Source organism: Synechococcus sp. CCY 9618 (assembly GCF_019038415.1).
Classification (GTDB): domain Bacteria; phylum Cyanobacteriota; class Cyanobacteriia; order PCC-6307; family Cyanobiaceae; genus Cyanobium.
Map to the genome: position 1 here is coordinate 209,313 of NZ_JAFKRG010000009.1, position 17,539 is coordinate 226,851.

The window sequence follows — 17,539 nt, forward strand, 5'->3', positions numbered from 1 at the left end:
GCGTGGGCGCCCTTCCGGCAAAATGGATCAGCGCCCGATTAGCTCAGCGGTAGAGCGCCTGCCTTACAAGCAGGATGTCGCTGGTTCGAAACCGGCATCGGGCATGGTCGGCTGAGGCGCAGCGCATGGTTCTCCTGGCCGAGGAAGCGCTGGGTGAGCCCGGTGAAATCGGCCATGAACAGCCGGGCGGGAACGTTGTTGACGAACCGGATGCTGCTCATCACCCTGGATTCGCCATCGCCATGCCGGCTGCACCGGATCAGGGCAGAATCCGCAGGTTCGAGAAGGGCTCAACCGTGGCGGACTGCGCCCAACCATGACCTTCGCGGTGGCCCTGGCCATGCTGGAGCGGGAGGGCCGCTGGCTGCTCCAGCTCCGCGACGACATCGCAGGCATCGTCCATCCCGGGCTCTGGGGCCTGTTCGGAGGCCATCTCGATCCGGGAGAACCACCCGACCAGGCGATCCGACGGGAGCTGCGGGAGGAGATCGGCTGGGAGGCGGAAGGGCTGCCGTTCTGGTTCGAGCACCAGGATGCCCAGCTCCGCGCCCATTACTTCCGCGGCAGGCTGACGGTGTCCCTGGCGGACCTGGTGCAGACCGAGGGACAGGACATGGTGCTGGCCGGCCTCGATGAGCTGCGCAGTGGCGAGGTCTGGAGCCCCAGACGGCAGGAACTTCGGAGACTGGCCCCCTCCCTGGAGCGGGCTGTGCACCGCCTGGAGGTCAAGGGCTAGAAAAAGGTGAGCTTTGCCTTAAGATTGGCGGAATTCAGCCTGGGCCCCTGCGCCTCGTTGTCCGTGTGGATGCGTTTGTCAACAAGATCAGCGACACTGGCGACAGGTTTCCAGTCGGAAGCTGGCCGCACATCTGCCGCAATCATGGCGCACTTGGGTCCATCCAGTTCTCCTGCCTCGCACGGATGAGCTGGTCGCCAACCTTTCCCGCAGGGCCACTCCAATGACCAACGTCTGGTGCGTACGCGCGGGCGGTGGGATGTTTGCAGAGAATTTCCTCAAGGGTGGTTACGTCGGCATCGGCTGGCGTGAAATTGCCGAAGATCTCGGAAAGGTCAGCAACCGAGAGCAGCTCTTCACCCTGGTGCGGCGTTACTTTCCCGATGTTCAGAGTGCCATCCTCCTCTCCAATTACGTCAATGAGATTCATCGTTTTCTTTTTGAGATTCAATCCGATGACTATGTGATCATCCCGACGGCTGACGCCGCATTCCTCCGCTACGGCCTCGTCGACCAGGCGCCTCCCTATTACGACCCGACCGGAGAGGACGGATGCCCCCTGCGGCACCGTCGACCCGTGACCTGGGCTGCCGAGGGGATCCGCCTGGAAGACCTTTCCCCCTCGTTCAGGAATTCCATCCGCACCCTTCTGAACGTTCCTGCCCATACCCGGATGCACTCGTTGCTCACGGTGTTTCTGGTCGAGCACAAGGAGGAGTTCCTCAGGGCCATCGAGCGCCCTGAGCCGCCGGCCCGCCCCCAGCCGGTCACCAGGACGGTGGCCCACCGGGTGGTGCTGGAGGAGTTGCTCCAGCTTCCGCTTCCCGTGTTCGAACAACTCGTGGCCCACCTCCTCGAGGCCCTCGGTTTCGAGGACTGCCAGCTGAGCGAGCACCAGGCTCCCGGACAGGACGTGGTGGATGCCTGCGGTGAGATCCGGCTGGCCCTGCCCGCCAGGATCCGGGTGCATGCACGCTTTCACCGCGGCAATCTCGGCGCCCGGATCGGCGCCGAGGCGGTGCGGCAGCTGCGCCAGCTCATTCCGTTCGGAGGTCATGGTGTCTATGTCACCACGGCCGATTTCGAGCCCGCCGCCGCCGCCGCGGCCATGGAGGAGGGATTCGCCAGGATCAGCCTCGTCAGCGGCGACCAGCTGGCCGATCTGATCGCCCAGCAGTGGACCCATCTGCCCGTGGAGCTGCGTGATCGACTCTCCCTCGAGCAGGCGCTGGTGAAGGGCTGAGCCCGGCCATCAGAATGGCCGTCCCTTCTCTCCACTTTCCATGCCCTCGCGAACGCGTCGCCAGAGGCCGGGTTCGCCGCGATCGGGGAAGGCCGCTCAGCGCACGCCCGCACCCTCTCAGGTTCCTTCCGAGGGGAGCGGCCTGCGCCCCCGTCTGCAGCTCCTGGCGGGCTTCCTGCTGCCGCTGGTGGTGCTGGGCCTCTGGCTCCAGTCCCGCGGCTTCTTCGCCAGCCCCTGAGGACGGTGGGTCTCCCCTGGGCTGATCCGGGGTCTGTCTAAGGTTGAGACTGAGCGAGAAGAGGTTGGGGCCCATGATCGACACCCTGCAGGGCCTGCCCGACGGCACCCTGGGCTTTCGGATGCGCGGCACGATCACGGCCGCCGATTACGCCAACGTGCTCACACCGGCCCTGGAGCACGGCCTGGAGCAGCACGACAGGCTCAAGCTGCTGGTGATCATGGGCGAGGACTTCGAGGCCTACGAACTCGGGGCCGCCTGGGAGGACAGCAAGGAGGCGCTGCGCCACTGGAGTGGCTTCGAACGGCTGGCCCTCGTCACCGAGGTGCCCTGGCTGCGACTGGCCATGCAGGCGTTCGCCGTCGCCCTGCCCTGCCCCAGCCGCCTGTTCGCCAACAGTGAGGTGGAGGACGCCCGCCGCTGGCTGGGCGAGTCGCTCGGCACCATCCACCTCTCCCGGGAGGGCGCGCTGGTGACCGCGCGGCTGATCGGCTCCCTGGAAGCCAGCGCCTTCGAGAGGGCCGAGCAGGAGATCGATGCCCTGTTCTCCGGGATCGAGGGAGTGCGGCTGCTGCTGGACCTGCGCCAGTTCGACGGCTGGGCCGGCCTGGGTGCCCTGGGCCAGCACCTGGCCCTGATCAGGGATCATCGCCATGCCCTGCGGCGGGTGGCGGTGGTGGGTGATGCGGCCTGGCAGAAGCTGGCGGAACGGGTGGTGTCCCGTCTGCTCCCGGCCAAAGCCCGCTTCTTCCCTGCGGCGGATTTCGCCCTGGCGGAGACCTGGCTCAACCAGTGAGGCCTCGCTTCACTCCACGATGCTAGGGATGGGTGCTCCCGCTGCCTTTCCATGTCCCTGGATCCCCGGGTCGTCTTCCTCGCCAGGGTCCGGGCCGATTCCGGGCTGCAGCGGCTGCTCCAGGATCCCGCGGTGGCCTCGGCGGCGGTCTCCATCGCCCATGCCGCCGGCTTCGCCGTCACGGCGGCGGAACTCGCCAGGGCCCCCGTGCCGTCCCGCCAGCCTCGGGAGGTGGCGGTCCCATCCGCCCGTGAGCCCCGGCCGGCCCCAGCGGCGGAGGGCGATCGGATCGACTTCGATGGGGATGGCCTCCCCGATGCGGTCCGCCATGGCGACCACTGGGAACTGACGCCCCAGGACCAGGGCTGAGACGGCCGAGGACCGTACGACTTGTTACCGGAAGCGTCCCCACCGGCCTTCAGAGTGACTTCACATCCGCGGGAGCAGGGACGTGCAGGAGCTGGTGGGAACGGTGCAGTCGCTCTGGCGCTACCCGGTCAAATCGATGCTGGGGGAATCTCCAGCCAGGCTGGACGTGGATGCCCGCGGCATCCGCGGGGATCGGGCCTATGCCCTCTGGGACCACGCCAGCGGCCGGGTGGCCAGTGCCAAGAATCCACGCCTCTGGAAGGATCTGCTCGGCTACGGCGCCCGCTATCGGGACGAGCCCGAAGCGGCGGCCCCCCTGCCCCCCGTCGTGATCCGATCCCTCCGCGATGGGGAGGGCGCCGAGCTCTCCAGCGAGGAGGCCGATGTCGGTGCCTTCTTCAGTGGGCTCTTCGGTCGTCGGGTGAGCCTGCTGGACACGCCGCCGGAGGGGGCCAGCCTGGATCAGTACTGGCCGCCGGTGGAAGGCCGCGCCTTCCAGGACGTGACCAACGCCCTCGAGCTGCCTGAGGGCACCTTCTTCGACGCCTGCCCCATCCATGCCCTGACCACCGCCACCCTGGCGCGGCTGCGGCAGCTCGAACCCCAGCTCGATTTCGCGGTCGAGCGCTTCCGACCCAACCTGCTGATCAGCGCGCCCGAGGGGGTGGAAGGCTTCGTGGAGGAAGACTGGAGTGGTGCCTGCCTCCAGATCGGCGCGCAGCTGGTGCTGCGGGTCGATGGCGGTTGTCCCCGCTGCGTCGTCACCACCCTGGCCCAGGGCGAGCTGGAGGAAGATCTGGAGATCCTGCGCGCCACCGCCCGGCACAACAAGGTGGTGGCCGGCATCCGGCTGAGCGTGGTGACCCCCGGTCCGGTGGCGGTGGGCGATCCGGTGCGCCTGCTGGCCTGAGCGCTCCTCAGCCCTGGAGCGCTCAGGCCCCCTCCGCCACGAGGGGCTTGAACATCACCAGGGCATCCACGAACCCCAGCCGCGGGTGGCGGAAGGCACCCGGCAACCGACCGATGGTGCGGAAGCCGTTGCGGGTCCAGGCGGCCACCCCCGCGGTGTTTGTGCTCACCACCAGGTTGAACTGCATGGCCCGGAAGCCCCGCCGGATCGCCTCCTGCTGGGAGTGGCGGCAGAGCGCATGGGCCATGCCCCGGCCCCGGGCGGCTTCGGCCACCACATAGCCGGCATTGGCCACATGGGCGCCGAGGGCCGGTTGGTTGGGCCGCAGGTAGTAGGTGCCCAGAAGGGCGCCGTCGGCGTCGACGGCCACGAAGGTGGCGCTGGCGGCGCCGATCCAGGCCCGGTGAGCCTCTTCAGACGTGATCGCCGGGTCGTGGGGGAAGGTCTCGCCGGCGCGGAACACCGGTTCCAGCACCGCCCAGACCCCCGGCCAGTCGGCCTCCCGGAAGGGCCGGATCGCCGCCACAGCCCCACTCATCCCAGGCCCGCGTTCTCGAGGACTGGCTGGAGGGCTGCCTCCACCGCAATGGCCTTGGTCACCTTGGCCGGCAGATTCCGCGACACCGGACACACCGTCATGCGCCGCTCCAGGAAGGCGATGATATCGGGATCCAGGGCCGGCGTCGCTTCGCCGGCGGCCGGCTCGAGGGACACCCGGAAGGTGCCGTTCACCGACTCGATCATCCAGCCGGAGGAGGTGGTCACGCTGAGTTCTCCGTCCACCGCCTTCAGGGGCAGGTGTCGCTCGAGGGCGTTGGCCACCAGGTAGTGGTGCTGACAGAGCAGCAGGGAGAGCAGGTAGAGGCGGAAGCCGGGGGTCTGCAGGGAGGGCTCCAGCGGCAGCCAACGGTCGTTGTCGTCGTTGCGAATGTCGACGCTGAGGGATTGCGTGGCGTGGTCGGGTCCGCCGTGGTGGCTGTGCAGGCGGAAGTGGAAGCAGAGGTTGGTCATGGGTGGGGGATGGGGTGGGGATCCTGTAGGGAGGTGTTGACGGGATGGCTGTGGTTGTTCGCACGGGGGGTCGCGGTCTGGCGATGCCAGGCTTCGGCGCCGCTGAGCAGGGCGGAGCCCACGAGCAGGGCCGCGAAGCCCTGGCGCAGGTGGCGGTCCGACACGTGGGACGCCAGCCCCTGCCCGGCGATCGCTCCCACCAGCCCACCGGCCAGGAGCGGCACCAGCAGCGGCAGGGCCTGGGCCGGCCAGTGACCCAGCGCCTGGAAGGCGACCAGACTGTTGGTGACGATCAGCACCAGGCTGGTGCCGGTGGCCAGGGGCATCGGCAGGCCGGCCAGCAGCACCAGGGCGGGCACAATCGCGAAGCCACCGCCCACCCCGGCCACGCCGGTCAGCAGGCCCACCAGCACCCCCTGCCCCGCCAGGGCTGTGGGGGATCCGTGGGGACGGGGCGCGTGGACGGAGCCGGTGCTCGATGGGCCATGGCGCCGACGGGTGAGCAGCCAGGAGGCCGCTAGGGCGGCGGCGGCGAACACCCCCAGTTGCACCGCTTCGGGGACCAGCCCGGCCTTCACCAGGCTGCCGCCGATCCAGCTGCCCCCCAGGGCCGGCACGCCCAGGACCAGGGCGGGGCGCAACGCCACCTGGCGGCGGCGCACGTAGGGCAGGGCATTGGCCAACGCCAGCAGGGTCACGGCCAGGAGCGACAGCGGCACCGCCTCCCGGGTGGAGAGTCCCGCACCGGAGATCAGCAGGGGCAGCAGCAGGATCGAACCGCCGGCGCCGAGCACCGCCAGCAGGAATCCGATCAGGGCTCCGCCGGCCCCCATGACCACAAGGGTCTCCGCACTCACGTCGACACCCGGTTCCAGGGCATCACCGCCAGCAGGCGGGCCATGCCGCAGAAGCCGCTGATCCCGGCGAACATCAGGCCGGCGCCCACCAGGCCGCTCAGCCAGATCCATCCCGGCGCCACCACCTGGCTGAGCAGCACGCCCAGCAGCACCAGGCCGCCGGCGGCGATCTGCACCTGGCGCATCAGCGGCAGGGGCGCCCTCGCGTGCCGCCCCACGGGCAGACCCGCCGCCTGCCAGGCGCCGAAGCCCCCCTCCAGCTCCGCCAGGGGGTGGGCATGGCCGCGGCGCAGCAGATCGCTGAGGCCCCGGCGGCTGCGTTTGCCGCTCTGGCACACCAGCACCAGCGGCCCGTCCGGCAGATCGGTGCTGCCCAGGCGCGAGAGGGGGATGTTGCGGCTGCCGGGGATGTGGCCACCGGCGTATTCCATCGGTTCGCGAACGTCGATCACGGTCAGCTCTCCCCGGGCGTGGCGGGTGGTGAGCTCATGGGGGGCGTAGCGCCGGGGGGAGGGTTGGGTGAGGGTCATGGTGGTGGAGAGCGCGACGAAGCAGCAGGGATGAGGTGGGCAGGAGTGCAGGGACGGGTCGGGGCTGGCTCGGCTCAGACCTCCACGGGCAGCGGCTGCTCCAGGGGCAGGCCCTGGGTTTTCCAGGCCCGCAGGCCGCCGCGCAGGTTGGCCACCCGGGCCATCCCCCGCTTCTGCAGCTGCTGGGTGGCCAGCGCCGAGCGGCTGCCGGAATGGCAGAGCAGCACCACGGGCTTGGCTGCGGGGATCTCGCCGGCCCGGGCCTCCAGCTCCGGCAGGGGAATGGCGAGGCTGCCGGGGATGCGGCCATCCGGCCCGAGCACCTCGGCCGGGGAGCGCACATCCACCAGGGTCAGCTGGTCGCGGTGCTCGGCCACCCAGGCGGCCGCCAGCTCCGGCAGACCGGCGTAGCTGCGCTCGATGGGCCCCCAGTCGTCGTCCTCACCGTGGTCGTTATCGACGGGGCGGCCGCAGCGCAGGTTGGCCGGCAGAGCCACGGCGATCCGGTGGGGGTGGGGCAGACGCAGGTTCTCCATGTAGCCCACGAAGTCCCGCTCGTCCGCCCCGCCGCCGAGCCTGGCGTTGTAGGCCTTCTCTTCGGCGACCGAACTCACGGTGCGGCCGTTGTAGTCATGGGCGGGGTGGAGCAGGCAGTGATCCGGCAGGGAGAGGATCTGCTCGGTGATCGAGCGGTAGAGGGTATGGGCATTGCCCTGCTGGAAATCGCAGCGGCCGCAGCCCCGCACCAGCAGGGCATCGCCTGTGAAGGCCATGCCGTGGTCATCGAGCACGTAGGTGAGGCAGCCGTCGGTGTGGCCCGGGGTGGCGCGCACCTCCAGATGGCGGCTGCCGAAGCCGACCCGGTCGCCGTGGGTGAGGGGCAGGGTCACGTTCTGGGCCCGGACGGCGGCGGCCAGCCCGATGGCGCAGCCGGTGGCCCTGTGCATGCGCCAGCTGCCGGTGACGTGGTCGGCGTGGGCGTGGGTGTCGAGGCAGGCCACCAGATCAATACCCAGTTCCCGCACCAGGGACAGATCGCGGGGGTGCTGCTCGTACACCGGATCGATCAGCACCCCTTCGCCGGAGGCCACGTCGGCCAGCAGGTAGGTGAAGGTGCCCGTCTCGGCGTCGAAGAGCTGACGGAACAGCAGAGGGGCGCCGCCGGCGGCGGCCGCGAGCGGGAACGGGGGATCGGAAGCCATCGAAGCAACCTGCGTGGGCTGCTATGACCATACACGCATAAAAGCGGCTGCTGAAATCCTTTCCCGCCAGGGCTGGGAGGCCCCTGCAATAATGGCTTTAGACACATATCCCGCTGTGATGGGTGCTGACGGTTCCGGATCGATGCCCAGTCCCGAGCTGCTGGAGGAGTTCAGCCAGTTCTTCCGCCTGCTGAGCGAACCGGCCCGGCTCCAGTTGCTCTGCCATCTGCGCCAGGGCCCCACCGATGTGGCCTCGCTGATCGCAGCCACCGGCTTCAGCCAGTCCCACATCAGCCGCCAGCTCTCCCAGCTGCAGCGGGCCGGGCTGGTCAGCTGTGAGCGCGATGGCGTCCGCCTGATCTACCGGGCCAACGCCGAACTGGTGGAGGAGCTCTGCGCCCTGGTTCAGAACCGCATGAAGCAGCGGCTGCAGCAGCAGCTGGCCCAGCTTCAGGCCGCCTGAGGCTGCTGTCGTGTGTCGCCATCGGCGGCACCGCTTCCGGCCGGGCCCGGTTCGATGAGGCCTTTTTCTTCAGCGTCCAGACCCTCGCCTCGATCGGCTACGGCGTGCTCCACCCCACGAGCCTGACCGTGCATCTGCTGGTCACGGTGGAGGCCTTTCTCGGCCTGATCTTCATTGCCCTGACCACCGGCCTGGCCTTCGCCCGTTTCGCCCGCAGCAGTGCCCGGATCCGCTTCTCGGAAGTGGCCACGGAACAGACCTGCAACGGCGTGCCCACCCTGATGTTCCGCATCGCCAGCGAGCGCCGCAACACGATCCTGGAGGCCCGGCTCCAGGCGGTGCTGGCGATCGACGAGCGCAGCGCTGAAGGGCTCTGGATGCGTCGTCTGCACCGGCTGCCCCTGGTGCGGGAGCAGGGCGCCACGTTCCTGCCCACCTGGACCGCCATGCACGTGATCGACGCGGCCAGTCCCCTGCACGGCCTCGGCGCCGCAGACCTGGCTGCGGCCAACGCCGAAGTGCTCGTAGCCTTCCGCGGCATCGACGAAACCATGGAGCGGCCGGTCCATGCCCGCCACGCCTGCGCCTCGCCCCAGCTGGCCTTCGACTGCTGCTTCGTCGACCTGGTCAAGCACCACGGCGACGGCCGCCGGATCGATTTCTCCCGCTTCAACCTCGCCGTGGCCTGCCCGCCGCCGGGTTCGGCACCGGCCACCTGAGGCCTGTGGCCCCGAGGGAATCGCGTCCAGAGTGGGAGTCCTCCAGCTCCCCTCGGGTTTGCGGACCGATGACCGTGCGATCCGAGGCCATGGCCGAAGAGCTGTCCAGGGACCTCGACCAGGAAGCCGGCCTCGATCAGGTGTACCTGTTCCTGACCGTGGGGGCGGGCCTGATCGCCTCCCTCGGTCTGCTGGCCAACAGCCCTGCCGTCGTCATCGGCGCCATGCTGGTGGCTCCCTGGATCATGCCCCTGCGGGCGGCGGCCTTCGGGATTCTCCAGGGGCGGGTCGCCCTGGTGGGCCGGGCCCTGGTCACCCTGGCGGCGGGGGTGGCCATCACCGTGCTGCTCTCCTGGACGCTGGGCCTCGTGGTGGGCTTCCCCGTCTACGGCTCGGAGGTGCTCTCCCGCACCACCCCGAACCTGCTGGATCTCGCCATCGCCCTGGTGGCAGGGGCGATCGCCATCTATGGCAAGGTCCACAGCAAGGCGGTCTCCTCCCTGGCGGGCACCGCCATCGCCGTGGCCCTGGTGCCGCCGGTGTGCGTGTTCGGCCTGCTGCTGGCCACCCGCGACTGGTCCACGGCCCGGGGCGCGGGTCTGCTGTTCGCCGCCAACCTGCTGGGCATCCTCAGCGGCGGCCTGATCACCCTGGCGGCGATCACCCCCGGCCTGCGCACCCGCCTCTGGAGCAGCCGGCTGGGACTGATGAGCCTCCTGCTCACGGCCCTGCTGCTGGTTCCGCTCTCCGGCAGCTTCCTCAATCTGGTGGCCAAGGCGCAGCGGGAAGTGGCCCTGCAGCAGGTGGAGCGGGCGATCACCGAAAGCCTGCGCCAGCGCACGATCACCCTGGGCAAGGACTCGGAGCTGATGGGCACCTCCATCGACTGGAGCCAGAACCCCCCCCTGATCACCGCCTCGGTGCGGGTGAGCAAGCCCAACCTGCCCACCCCCAAGCAGGTGGCCGCGGTGCAGAACTTCATCAACCGCCGTCAGCCGATCAACTTCCGTCTGCTGGTGCAGCGCATGTCGATCGATGTGATCGGTCCGGAGACCGCTCCCAACCCGCCGGAGGCCACCGAGCAGCTGGTGCAGCCCAGGCCCCCGGAACCGAGCCCTGTGGACCGCCCACCGGCGCCGACCGCGCCCATCCCCGGCACGGACCCCACGAAGAAGATGTTCCCCGACCCCGAGCTTCTCGGTGCCCCGGACAGGAAGCCATCGGCCCCCACGGACGAACCTGCCAGACCCTGAGCCGCCAGCGTTCCCCGCCTCGGAGCCAGTGCACCGGACAGGCGTCGGCACTGCGCGCCCCCCGGCTGAGCTGCCGGGCCAGCAGCACCGGCAGCAGCGAACCGGTGAGCACCGGGAAGCGCAGGAACCCCGGATCCGCGTTCAGGACCACCCCGAGAACGGCGACCCCGCCGGCCTCCGAGGCTGATGAGAACTCCATTCTCGCCAGTGGCCCGCGCCGTCACGGTGGCCGCGGCATCCGGGAAGTCCCGTCAGAGTGGGCGAGGGATCCGGGCGTGCTCTCCGATGTTCACCACTTCCGCAGCCCCTCCCACCGGAGCCGTCCGCCACGGTCCTCTCTGGACCCGGGCCTTCCATGCCTTCAATCTGGTGGTGCTGGTGGTGATGGGAGCCAGCGGGCTGCAGATCTACAACGCCAATCCTGTCTTCGGTGGGAGGGGTGGGATCACCGTGCCGGAGCTGTTCACCCTGGGGGGCTGGCTGGCCGGCGGCCGCGACTGGCACTTCGGCTTCATGGGGCTCTACGCCGCCAATCTCGGCCTCTGGATCGGCCTGCTGCTGCGCCGGCGCCATCGCCGCCTCGCCGCTGTGGGTGATGTGGGCACCCTGCGCGCCAGCGGCAATCCACCGAAGCGGCGCCTGGCCGCCCACCGGATCACCTACACCCTGATGCTGATCGTGCTGGCCTTCAGCCTGATCACGGGCCTGGCGATGTACAAACCAGCTCAGTTCTGGTGGCTGGTGGCCCTGTTCTCCTTCGCCGAAGGTGCGGGGCACGACAGCTGGCAGGTGCTGCGGATCTCCCATCTGGCCACCATTCCCGCCATCGCCCTGCTGCTCGGGGCCCATGTGGCTCTGTCCTGGCGAGTGGGCGGGCTGCGCCTGCTGCGCTCCATGTTCGTGTGAGGGGACAGTGCAGGATCCCACCGCCTCCGAAGCCATGAGCTCCCCTGCCGATGGGCTCGGTCGTCGCCAGGCCCTGGGCCTGCTGATGGGCGGTGGGTCCTCGCTGCTGCTCGGCGGCTGCGCCCTCAACGGCCTCAGTGAGGCGGTGGGGGAGGCCACCCAGCCCCTGAACGAACGGATCGAGGCCCTGCTCCAGGGCCGGGGAGCGGTGCCGGAATTCGACCGGCGCCAGGTGCAGCCCGAAGCGCTGCTGGTCAACAGCTTCAACGGCACACCCCGGATCGCCCCGGACGCCTACCGGCTCGCCGTCAGGGGACTGGTGCGCCGGCCGCTGAATCTCGATCTGGCGGCCCTGGCGGCCCTGCCCCAGCGGGAGTGCGTCATGCGCCACGTCTGCGTGGAGGGCTGGGCGGCGATCGTGGCCTGGTCGGGGCCGCGGCTCGCCGACGTGCTGGCCCTGGCCGACCCCTCCCCCCTGGGGGCCTACCTGGCGATCCGGTCGGCCGACCAGTACTTCGAAACCTGGGATCTGGTCTCCGCCCTCCACCCCCAGACCCTGCTGGCCACCCACATGAACGGCGCGCCGCTGCCGGTGGCCAACGGCGCTCCTGTGCGGCTCGCCAGCCCCATCAAGCTCGGCTACAAGCTCAGCAAGTGGGTCACCGGCCTCGAGCTGACGGCCCGCCTGGGGGATCGGCTGGGCACCTGGGAGGACCGGGGCTATGAGTGGTTCGCCGGCCTCTGAGCCGGTCAGGACTTCAGGGGGGCCCAGGCCATGGTGGCGTTGAACTTCTGGCACCAGATCAGCACCGATTTCTGCGCCTTCAGATCGATGGAGGCGGGAATGACGTAACTCTGGGCGCCCTTGCTGGATTTGAGCTTGGCGAGCACCGTGTAGCTGCCGGCCTTCAGTGGATATTTTGGGGCCTTGGACATCGCCAGGGGCGTGGCCGAGGGGCTGAAGGCCACCTTCAGATCGGGGGCCATGTCGTTGGTCATGAAGTCGCCGCTGAGGGTGAGCACCTTCTTGCCGCCTTCTTCGTGGATGGAGAAACCACCGCTCACGGGAGCCTCGGCCTTGCGGAAGCTGCCCTGGGTCATGGCCATGCCCTTGGGTTTCATCTGGGCGGTCATGGCGGAGCCGGCCTTGTCGCCCATGCCCCCGGTGCGCGGCTCGGCGTTCAGGGCCATGGTGGAGAGGGCCGCGGCGGTGACCACGGTGTAGATGCTGCGGCGCAGCAGGGAACCGGTGAGAGGAGTCATGGTGAACGGAGCGGAGTGTGAGGAGAGGGAGGCCATGCGAAGGTTCGTCTCGGCCCCCACCTGGGCTTGGTACCGATGAAGCTCCCCATCGGATTGCGACTTCCTCCATGGCCGCCGTGGGCCAGGTCTCTGTTCCCCCTGGGTCTCTACGTGCTGCTGCGGGGGCTGGATGCCACGGTGCTGAAGGGACTTCAGCACTACGGCCTGCAGCATCCGGTGCGGGGTGAAAACCCGATCAGCTTCTGCAACGTGTTCTTCCTGGCCCAGCTCACCGTGGGGCTGGCGGCCCTGTGGCCCGGTCGGCGCACCGTGGTGGCCGATCTGGGGATGCTCGGGCCGGACGACCGGCGCCTGCTGGCCTTCGACGCCGTGCTGGGGCTGTTTCTGGGCCCGGTCGCCTATTACTTCGCCCTGGAATCCCTCTCGGTGATCAGCCAGACCCTCCTGTTCGCTTTGGTGCTGCCCGTCTCGGCCCTGCTGGCCCGCTGGCGGCTGGGGGAGGCCCTGCCCCCCGGCTTCTGGCTCAGCCTGCCGCTGATCGGCGCCGGGCTGGTGCTGCCCCAGGCGGCCATGGCCATGGGTACCGGGTCCATGGAGGACCCGACCGGCTTCGCCTGGGCCCTGGTCGGGGTGCTGGCCTTCGCGGGCTCGGCCGTCACTGGCCGCACCATCGCCGGTCGGGGCTGGCCGGCGGCGGTTTCCCTCGGGGTCCCCACCCTGCTCTCCGCCCTGGTCTTCGGAGTGATCGCCCTGGTGCTGTTCGGGCCCCACCATTTCCTGCTGCTGCGGCTCTGGTGGGTGGTGGGAGTGATCGGTCTCTACGCCCTCACCCTCAACCTCGGCCGGGAACTGGCCCTGCGCCAGGCCTTCCGCCACTGCAGCGTCGCCGTCGTGTCCCTCTGGGGTTCCCTCAGCCTCCTCGTGGCCGTGCTGAGTGCCGCCCTGCTGCTGGGGGAACCGCTCACCGGCCAGACCCTGGCCGGTGCGGCCCTGGTGCTGGCCGGGGTGTTCACCGGTCGCGGATCCGGACCCATCCGATCGAGCCCTTCGGCGGTAAGGGAGGAAAGGGAACGCAAACGGATGCCACCTTGGCCCTGAACCCCTCCGACGCCGATGCTCCCCCCAGCCGTTCCCGGCCACGGGGACCCCTCGACGACCGGGGCGCCGCCACCGGGAACCTGGCGGAGCTGTACGACAGCTGCGGCGGCCCCGTCTACCGGCTGGCCCTGCGGCTCTGCCGCTCGACCCACGAGGCGGAAGACCTCACCCATGACGTCTTCCTGCGTTTCTGGCAGCAGGGCCGCTACGACCCCGACAGGGGTCCGGTGCTGGCCTACCTGCTGCTGCTGACGCGCTCAATGGCGCTCAACCGGATCCAGCAGCGCGCCAACCGCTGGCAACTGGTGCAACGCTGGTCGGAGCACCTGTTCCCCGCGGCCGTGCCCACGCCCCACGACAGTGCCGAGGCTGAGGACCTGGCGGAGCGGGTCCGTTCCGCCCTGGCCGCCATCCCCGCCAGCCAACGGCAGGTGCTGGAAATGGCCTACTACGAGGGGTTGAGTCAGTCGGCGATCGGTGCCCTGCTGGAGCTGCCCCTCGGCACGGTCAAGACCCGCGCCCGCCAGGGCCTCATCCGTCTGCGTGCCCTGCTCCACGACTCCTGCGCCCAACCATGACACCCCACAGCACCCCTCCCCCCGACCCCTCCGCCATCGACGCGCTGCTGGCCGGCCATGCCCTGGGGGACCTGGAGGAGGACGAGCGGGAGCAACTGGCGGCCCTGCTGCGGGAGCGGCCCGAGCTGCGCCTCCGCCTACAGGAATTCAGCACCACCCTGGACCTGCTGCCCCTGGCATTGCCGGCCGCAGCCCAGCCCCCGGCGGCCCTGCGCCGACGGCTGCTGCAACCCCCAGCCGGGCCCGGTCCCGTGCGGACCTGGTTGGTGCCCGCCCTGCTGGGCATCGGCCTGCTGCTGGTGGGCGGGGAGCTCTACCAGACCCGTCAGCAGCTGGCTTCTCTCCAGCAGCAGATGCCGACGTCGCCGACGAGTCAGCGGCGGATGCTTCCCCTGGCGTCGTTGCGACCGGGCGAACGGGCATCGGGGGAGGTGCTGGTCACCGGCAACCGCACCCACAACATGCTGATGCTCGACGACCTGCCCTCCCTGCCGCCCCACCACACCTATCGGCTGTGGGCCACCGTCGACGGGCGCACCGTGGGCTGCGTTCATTTCGTGCCCAATGCCCGGGGCCAGGTCGCCATGCCCATCCCCCTGGCCCCCACCAGCCAGGCCTCGAGCGTCAGCGTCAGCGTCGAGAGCGACCCCACCAGCCAGGTGCCCGAGGGGCCAGTGGTGCTCACCAGTTCCCTCTGAGCCATGCCCGTCTCCCAGGCCCCCATCGCCCTGCATGCCGATCTGAGCCGACGGGCCGTCGTCCGCAGTGACGATCTGCCCTGGCTTGCCTCGCCCCAGCCCGGGGTGGAACGGCGCCTGCTGGAGCGCGACGGCGGTGAGGTGGCCCGGGCCACCTCCCTGGTCCGCTATGCCCCGGGCAGCCGCTTCTCCGCCCACACCCACGGGGGCGGTGAGGAAGTCCTCGTGCTCGAGGGGGTCTTCTCCGATGGCGAGGGGGACTACGGGGCCGGCACCTACGTGCGCAACCCGGTGGGCTCCGCCCATGCCCCCTTCAGCGAGGCCGGCTGCACCATCCTGGTGAAACTGCGGCAGATGGACCCCGCCGACCAGTCGCGGGTGGTCATCGACACCCGTGCCGCGGAGTGGCACCCCGGCCTGGTCGCCGGTCTCACGGTGCTGCCCCTGCATGGCTTCGGGCCGGAATCGGTGGCCCTCGTCCGCTGGCGGCCCGGCAGCCGCTTTCCCCTGCACGGTCATCCCGGGGGGGAGGAGATCTTCGTGCTCGAAGGGGTCTTCGAGGATGAGCTGGGCACCTACCCGGCCGGCAGCTGGCTGCGGAATCCGGCCGGCAGCCAGCATGCCCCCTTCAGCCGCGCCGGCTGCCTGATCTGGGTGAAGACGGGCCACCTGGCGCCGGCGACGGTCAGCTAGGGGAAGGCGGTTCGGCTGCGCAGGGGGGCCAGGGCGAGGGCGATGAGGAATCCCAGCAGCTGGGCGATCACCACGCAGGGACCCGAGGGCAGGGCGAAGCCACCGGAGAGCAGCAGGCCCAGAACGGCACAGGTGGCCCCCAGGCCGGCGGCCAGGGCCACGTAGCTGCCGAAGCTGTGGCTCACCAGCCGGGAGGCGGAGGCGGGAATGACCACGAAGGCGCTGATCAGCAGCACCCCCACGGCCTTGATGGAGATGGCCACCACCACGGCGAGCAGCACCAGGAACAACAGCCGGTGCAGGGAAACGGCGACGCCGCGGGAGAGGGCGAGGGGTTCGTCCAGGGTGAGCAGCACCTGGTCCCGTCGCGTCAGGGCCAGGTAGCCGGCGGTGACGAGAAGCAGGACCGTGATCAGGGCCAGATCGATCCAGGTGACCCCGAGGATGTCGCCGAAGAGCAGCTGCTGGATGCCGCCCCGATAGACCGGCAGGACGCTGAGGGCCACCACGGCGATGGCGAGGGAGGACGAGTAGACGATGTTGAGCAGGGCATCCGCCGGCAGGCGGCTGCGCCGTACCAGCTGGTTGGTGAGCAGGGCGAACAGCACCGCGAAGGGGATCAGCACCAGGGTGGGATCGATGCCCAGCAGGATGCCGAGGGTGATGCCCAGCAGGGCGGAATGGCCCAGGGCGTCACTGAAGAAGGAGAGCTGCCTCAGCACGGCGAAACTGCCCAGCAGGCCGCCCAGGGCTCCGCTCAGCAGGCCACCCAGCAGGGCTCGCTGCATGAAGGGGAGCTGCAGCAGCTCATACAAAGTGGAACCCTCGGTCATGGGCAGTGGTGAGGGTCCATGGGGCCAGTGGATCAGGCTACCCAGGGGGTGGGGAGGCCGGCTCAGGGGGTCGCGTGGGCGACCGCTTCGGTGACGAGCGCCACGGACGCCGCCACCAGGAAGAGCCTGCCTGCCCGGCAGATGAGCCGGGAGGCGACGACGAAACCGATCGGGATCATGGAAAGCTCCGGGAAAGGACGAAGGGGAGAGGGTTCAGAGGATCGTCTCCTGGAGGGGGCGCACATCCCGCTGGGAGACCGAGAAGGCCGGGGATCCGTGGCGGGTCAGGGGCCAGCGCCGCACCCAGCAGCTGTCGGTTTCGTCATCGATGCTGATCACCTGATAGCTGGCGCCCTGCCGGCAGGCGAGCTGAACGAAGCTGCCGGGGTGGAGGGTGGCTTCAGGCGGCAGAGGGGAGTGACCCGGGGTGGGGAAGCCGCCGGCGGAAAAGGGGTAGGGCATGGGTGAAACCACGCATCAGACTGCAATGTAACAGAAAGTTGCAGATTGATTGACTGATTGCCCCTTCGTGTGCATTTGCGGTCATGTCGGGGCGACGCCCAGCCCCTCCAATGGCACAGCCCCCTCGGGAATGGCCCGAGAGGGCTGCTTCGCGGAGGCTTGTGGAAGTTGATCGGTCTCCCTGCCCCGCAAGTTTTTTCTAGTTCAGTAACAAACGCTACAGACGTCTGAGACATGAACCTTCACTTAAAAAGGGAGGGTTCCGCAGGATCACTCCTCGTCGTCAGCGCCACCCACCGGCACCAGGCGGATGGCCTTGCGGCCCAGCTTGATCTCGAACTCGTCGCCGGGCTCCAGGCCGAGCATGGCCGTGTAGGCCTTGCCGACGAGCAGGTTGCCATTGAACTGAACCTTGGCGGTGTAGCCGAGTTTGCGGCCGGCTTTGGTGGCGGCCTTGCCCACACCATCGCCGAGGTTGATCCCCTTGGCGTCAAGGAGCGCCTCATAGAAGGCTGTGAAGTTGAGACGCTCCTGGCCGTCTTTCTTGGTGCTCACATAGCCGCAGCTGCGCACCAGATCTGATTTGGAAGCATCGCCAAGCTCTTTCACCCTGGCGAGGAGATCGGCACCTTTGAGCATGATCGGATTGCGATGGGACTGTCATTGAATTGTACGGGTCGG

26 protein-coding genes and 1 tRNA gene are annotated in these 17,539 nt (G+C 69.4%); 17 read left to right on the forward strand and 10 right to left on the reverse strand.

Translation table 11 applies throughout. The annotated features are described in order from the left end of the window. Positions 1-32: 32 nt before the first annotated feature. The 3 genes from KUG41_RS02505 to KUG41_RS02515 all read left to right on the forward strand — a co-directional run bounded on the left by KUG41_RS02505 (position 33) and on the right by KUG41_RS02515 (position 736). Positions 33-104, forward strand: a tRNA-Val gene (locus KUG41_RS02505). Between the two features lie 21 nt (positions 105-125). Continuing rightward, positions 126-320 carry a hypothetical protein gene (locus KUG41_RS02510; protein ID WP_216900718.1) on the forward strand — a complete coding sequence of 65 codons (195 nt, stop codon included), beginning with the start codon at positions 126-128 and terminating at the stop codon, positions 318-320. Continuing rightward, the gene (locus tag KUG41_RS02515) at positions 317-736 is read left to right on the forward strand and encodes an NUDIX domain-containing protein (protein ID WP_216900720.1); all 420 of its coding nucleotides are present in this window, start codon (positions 317-319) and stop codon (positions 734-736) included. Before KUG41_RS02510 ends, KUG41_RS02515 begins: the two co-directional genes overlap by 4 nt. 142 nt (positions 737-878) lie before the next feature. Here KUG41_RS02515 and KUG41_RS02520 read toward each other — a convergent pair whose 3' ends face one another. Further along, positions 879-1,403: a hypothetical protein gene (locus KUG41_RS02520; protein ID WP_216900722.1), complete on the reverse strand. Its 525-nt coding sequence runs from the start codon at positions 1,401-1,403 to the stop codon at positions 879-881. A 6-nt stretch (positions 1,404-1,409) separates the two neighbouring features. On the opposite strand from KUG41_RS02520, the gene KUG41_RS02525 reads away from it, so the two are divergent. From KUG41_RS02525 to KUG41_RS02545, 5 genes are all read left to right on the forward strand, one after another. Then, positions 1,410-1,979 carry a restriction endonuclease gene (locus KUG41_RS02525; protein ID WP_216900724.1) on the forward strand — a complete coding sequence of 190 codons (570 nt, stop codon included), beginning with the start codon at positions 1,410-1,412 and terminating at the stop codon, positions 1,977-1,979. 40 nt (positions 1,980-2,019) lie between these two features. Continuing rightward, positions 2,020-2,217 carry a hypothetical protein gene (locus KUG41_RS02530; RefSeq protein ID WP_216900726.1) on the forward strand — a complete coding sequence of 66 codons (198 nt, stop codon included), beginning with the start codon at positions 2,020-2,022 and terminating at the stop codon, positions 2,215-2,217. A 73-nt stretch (positions 2,218-2,290) separates the two neighbouring features. Continuing rightward, complete coding sequence (locus KUG41_RS02535; protein WP_254216748.1) at positions 2,291-3,013, forward strand: STAS/SEC14 domain-containing protein; 723 nt, start codon at positions 2,291-2,293, stop codon at positions 3,011-3,013. A 51-nt stretch (positions 3,014-3,064) separates the two neighbouring features. Continuing rightward, the gene (locus tag KUG41_RS02540; RefSeq protein WP_216900728.1) at positions 3,065-3,382 is read left to right on the forward strand and encodes a Nif11 family protein; all 318 of its coding nucleotides are present in this window, start codon (positions 3,065-3,067) and stop codon (positions 3,380-3,382) included. 82 nt (positions 3,383-3,464) lie between these two features. Further along, positions 3,465-4,292: an MOSC domain-containing protein gene (locus KUG41_RS02545; protein WP_371733999.1), complete on the forward strand. Its 828-nt coding sequence runs from the start codon at positions 3,465-3,467 to the stop codon at positions 4,290-4,292. Positions 4,293-4,314: 22 nt separating this feature from the next. Here KUG41_RS02545 and KUG41_RS02550 read toward each other — a convergent pair whose 3' ends face one another. The 5 genes from KUG41_RS02550 to KUG41_RS02570 all read right to left on the reverse strand — a co-directional run bounded on the left by KUG41_RS02550 (position 4,315) and on the right by KUG41_RS02570 (position 7,892). After that, positions 4,315-4,830 (reverse strand): GNAT family N-acetyltransferase, encoded by a 516-nt coding sequence (locus KUG41_RS02550; RefSeq protein ID WP_216900730.1) that lies wholly within the window; start codon positions 4,828-4,830, stop codon positions 4,315-4,317. Further along, a complete protein-coding gene (locus KUG41_RS02555) occupies positions 4,827-5,303 on the reverse strand; it encodes a hypothetical protein (RefSeq protein WP_216900732.1) in 477 nt (158 codons plus the stop codon). Before KUG41_RS02555 ends, KUG41_RS02550 begins: the two co-directional genes overlap by 4 nt. Further along, on the reverse strand, positions 5,300-6,160 hold the full coding sequence (locus tag KUG41_RS02560) for a sulfite exporter TauE/SafE family protein (protein ID WP_371734000.1): 861 nt from the start codon (positions 6,158-6,160) through the stop codon (positions 5,300-5,302). Before KUG41_RS02560 ends, KUG41_RS02555 begins: the two co-directional genes overlap by 4 nt. After that, positions 6,157-6,690, reverse strand: a complete 534-nt coding sequence (locus KUG41_RS02565) for a rhodanese-like domain-containing protein (protein ID WP_216900734.1) — start codon at positions 6,688-6,690, stop codon at positions 6,157-6,159. Before KUG41_RS02565 ends, KUG41_RS02560 begins: the two co-directional genes overlap by 4 nt. Before the next feature lie 74 nt (positions 6,691-6,764). Next, the gene (locus KUG41_RS02570; RefSeq protein ID WP_216900736.1) at positions 6,765-7,892 is read right to left on the reverse strand and encodes an MBL fold metallo-hydrolase; all 1,128 of its coding nucleotides are present in this window, start codon (positions 7,890-7,892) and stop codon (positions 6,765-6,767) included. Between the two features lie 142 nt (positions 7,893-8,034). Between KUG41_RS02570 and KUG41_RS02575 the strand changes: the two genes are divergently transcribed. From KUG41_RS02575 to KUG41_RS02595, 5 genes are all read left to right on the forward strand, one after another. Next, the gene (locus KUG41_RS02575) at positions 8,035-8,355 is read left to right on the forward strand and encodes a helix-turn-helix transcriptional regulator (RefSeq protein WP_216900738.1); all 321 of its coding nucleotides are present in this window, start codon (positions 8,035-8,037) and stop codon (positions 8,353-8,355) included. Between the two features lie 20 nt (positions 8,356-8,375). Continuing rightward, positions 8,376-9,074: an ion channel gene (locus KUG41_RS02580; protein WP_371734004.1), complete on the forward strand. Its 699-nt coding sequence runs from the start codon at positions 8,376-8,378 to the stop codon at positions 9,072-9,074. A gap of 68 nt (positions 9,075-9,142) precedes the next feature. Continuing rightward, positions 9,143-10,327 carry a DUF389 domain-containing protein gene (locus tag KUG41_RS02585; RefSeq protein ID WP_254216749.1) on the forward strand — a complete coding sequence of 395 codons (1,185 nt, stop codon included), beginning with the start codon at positions 9,143-9,145 and terminating at the stop codon, positions 10,325-10,327. A gap of 285 nt (positions 10,328-10,612) precedes the next feature. Further along, entirely contained in the window at positions 10,613-11,233 is a 621-nt protein-coding gene (locus tag KUG41_RS02590) for a cytochrome b/b6 domain-containing protein (RefSeq protein WP_216900740.1), read from the forward strand. A 34-nt stretch (positions 11,234-11,267) separates the two neighbouring features. After that, positions 11,268-11,978, forward strand: coding sequence for a molybdopterin-dependent oxidoreductase (locus KUG41_RS02595; protein WP_216900742.1), 711 nt, complete (start codon positions 11,268-11,270; stop codon positions 11,976-11,978). A 5-nt stretch (positions 11,979-11,983) separates the two neighbouring features. Here the strand turns inward: KUG41_RS02595 and KUG41_RS02600 are convergent, their stop codons facing one another. Further along, positions 11,984-12,496 carry a DM13 domain-containing protein gene (locus tag KUG41_RS02600; protein WP_254216750.1) on the reverse strand — a complete coding sequence of 171 codons (513 nt, stop codon included), beginning with the start codon at positions 12,494-12,496 and terminating at the stop codon, positions 11,984-11,986. A gap of 75 nt (positions 12,497-12,571) precedes the next feature. On the opposite strand from KUG41_RS02600, the gene KUG41_RS02605 reads away from it, so the two are divergent. From KUG41_RS02605 to KUG41_RS02620, 4 genes are read left to right on the forward strand one after another with little or no spacing between them, the layout of a single operon-like run. Beyond that, on the forward strand, positions 12,572-13,594 hold the full coding sequence (locus tag KUG41_RS02605) for a DMT family transporter (RefSeq protein ID WP_216900744.1): 1,023 nt from the start codon (positions 12,572-12,574) through the stop codon (positions 13,592-13,594). Next, positions 13,585-14,172, forward strand: coding sequence for a sigma-70 family RNA polymerase sigma factor (locus KUG41_RS02610; RefSeq protein WP_254216751.1), 588 nt, complete (start codon positions 13,585-13,587; stop codon positions 14,170-14,172). Before KUG41_RS02605 ends, KUG41_RS02610 begins: the two co-directional genes overlap by 10 nt. Continuing rightward, positions 14,169-14,870, forward strand: a complete 702-nt coding sequence (locus tag KUG41_RS02615; RefSeq protein ID WP_216900746.1) for an anti-sigma factor domain-containing protein — start codon at positions 14,169-14,171, stop codon at positions 14,868-14,870. Before KUG41_RS02610 ends, KUG41_RS02615 begins: the two co-directional genes overlap by 4 nt. A 3-nt stretch (positions 14,871-14,873) precedes the next feature. Next, entirely contained in the window at positions 14,874-15,563 is a 690-nt protein-coding gene (locus KUG41_RS02620) for a cupin domain-containing protein (RefSeq protein WP_254216752.1), read from the forward strand. Here KUG41_RS02620 and KUG41_RS02625 read toward each other — a convergent pair. The 3 genes from KUG41_RS02625 to KUG41_RS02635 form a co-directional block, all read right to left on the reverse strand. Beyond that, a complete protein-coding gene (locus KUG41_RS02625) occupies positions 15,560-16,396 on the reverse strand; it encodes a metal ABC transporter permease (RefSeq protein WP_216900748.1) in 837 nt (278 codons plus the stop codon). The two genes, KUG41_RS02620 and KUG41_RS02625, sit on opposite strands and share 4 nt — an antisense overlap. A gap of 213 nt (positions 16,397-16,609) precedes the next feature. After that, complete coding sequence (locus KUG41_RS02630) at positions 16,610-16,858, reverse strand: hypothetical protein (protein ID WP_216900924.1); 249 nt, start codon at positions 16,856-16,858, stop codon at positions 16,610-16,612. 270 nt (positions 16,859-17,128) lie between these two features. Continuing rightward, entirely contained in the window at positions 17,129-17,497 is a 369-nt protein-coding gene (locus KUG41_RS02635; RefSeq protein WP_216900750.1) for an AbrB family transcriptional regulator, read from the reverse strand. Positions 17,498-17,539: the final 42 nt, after the last annotated feature.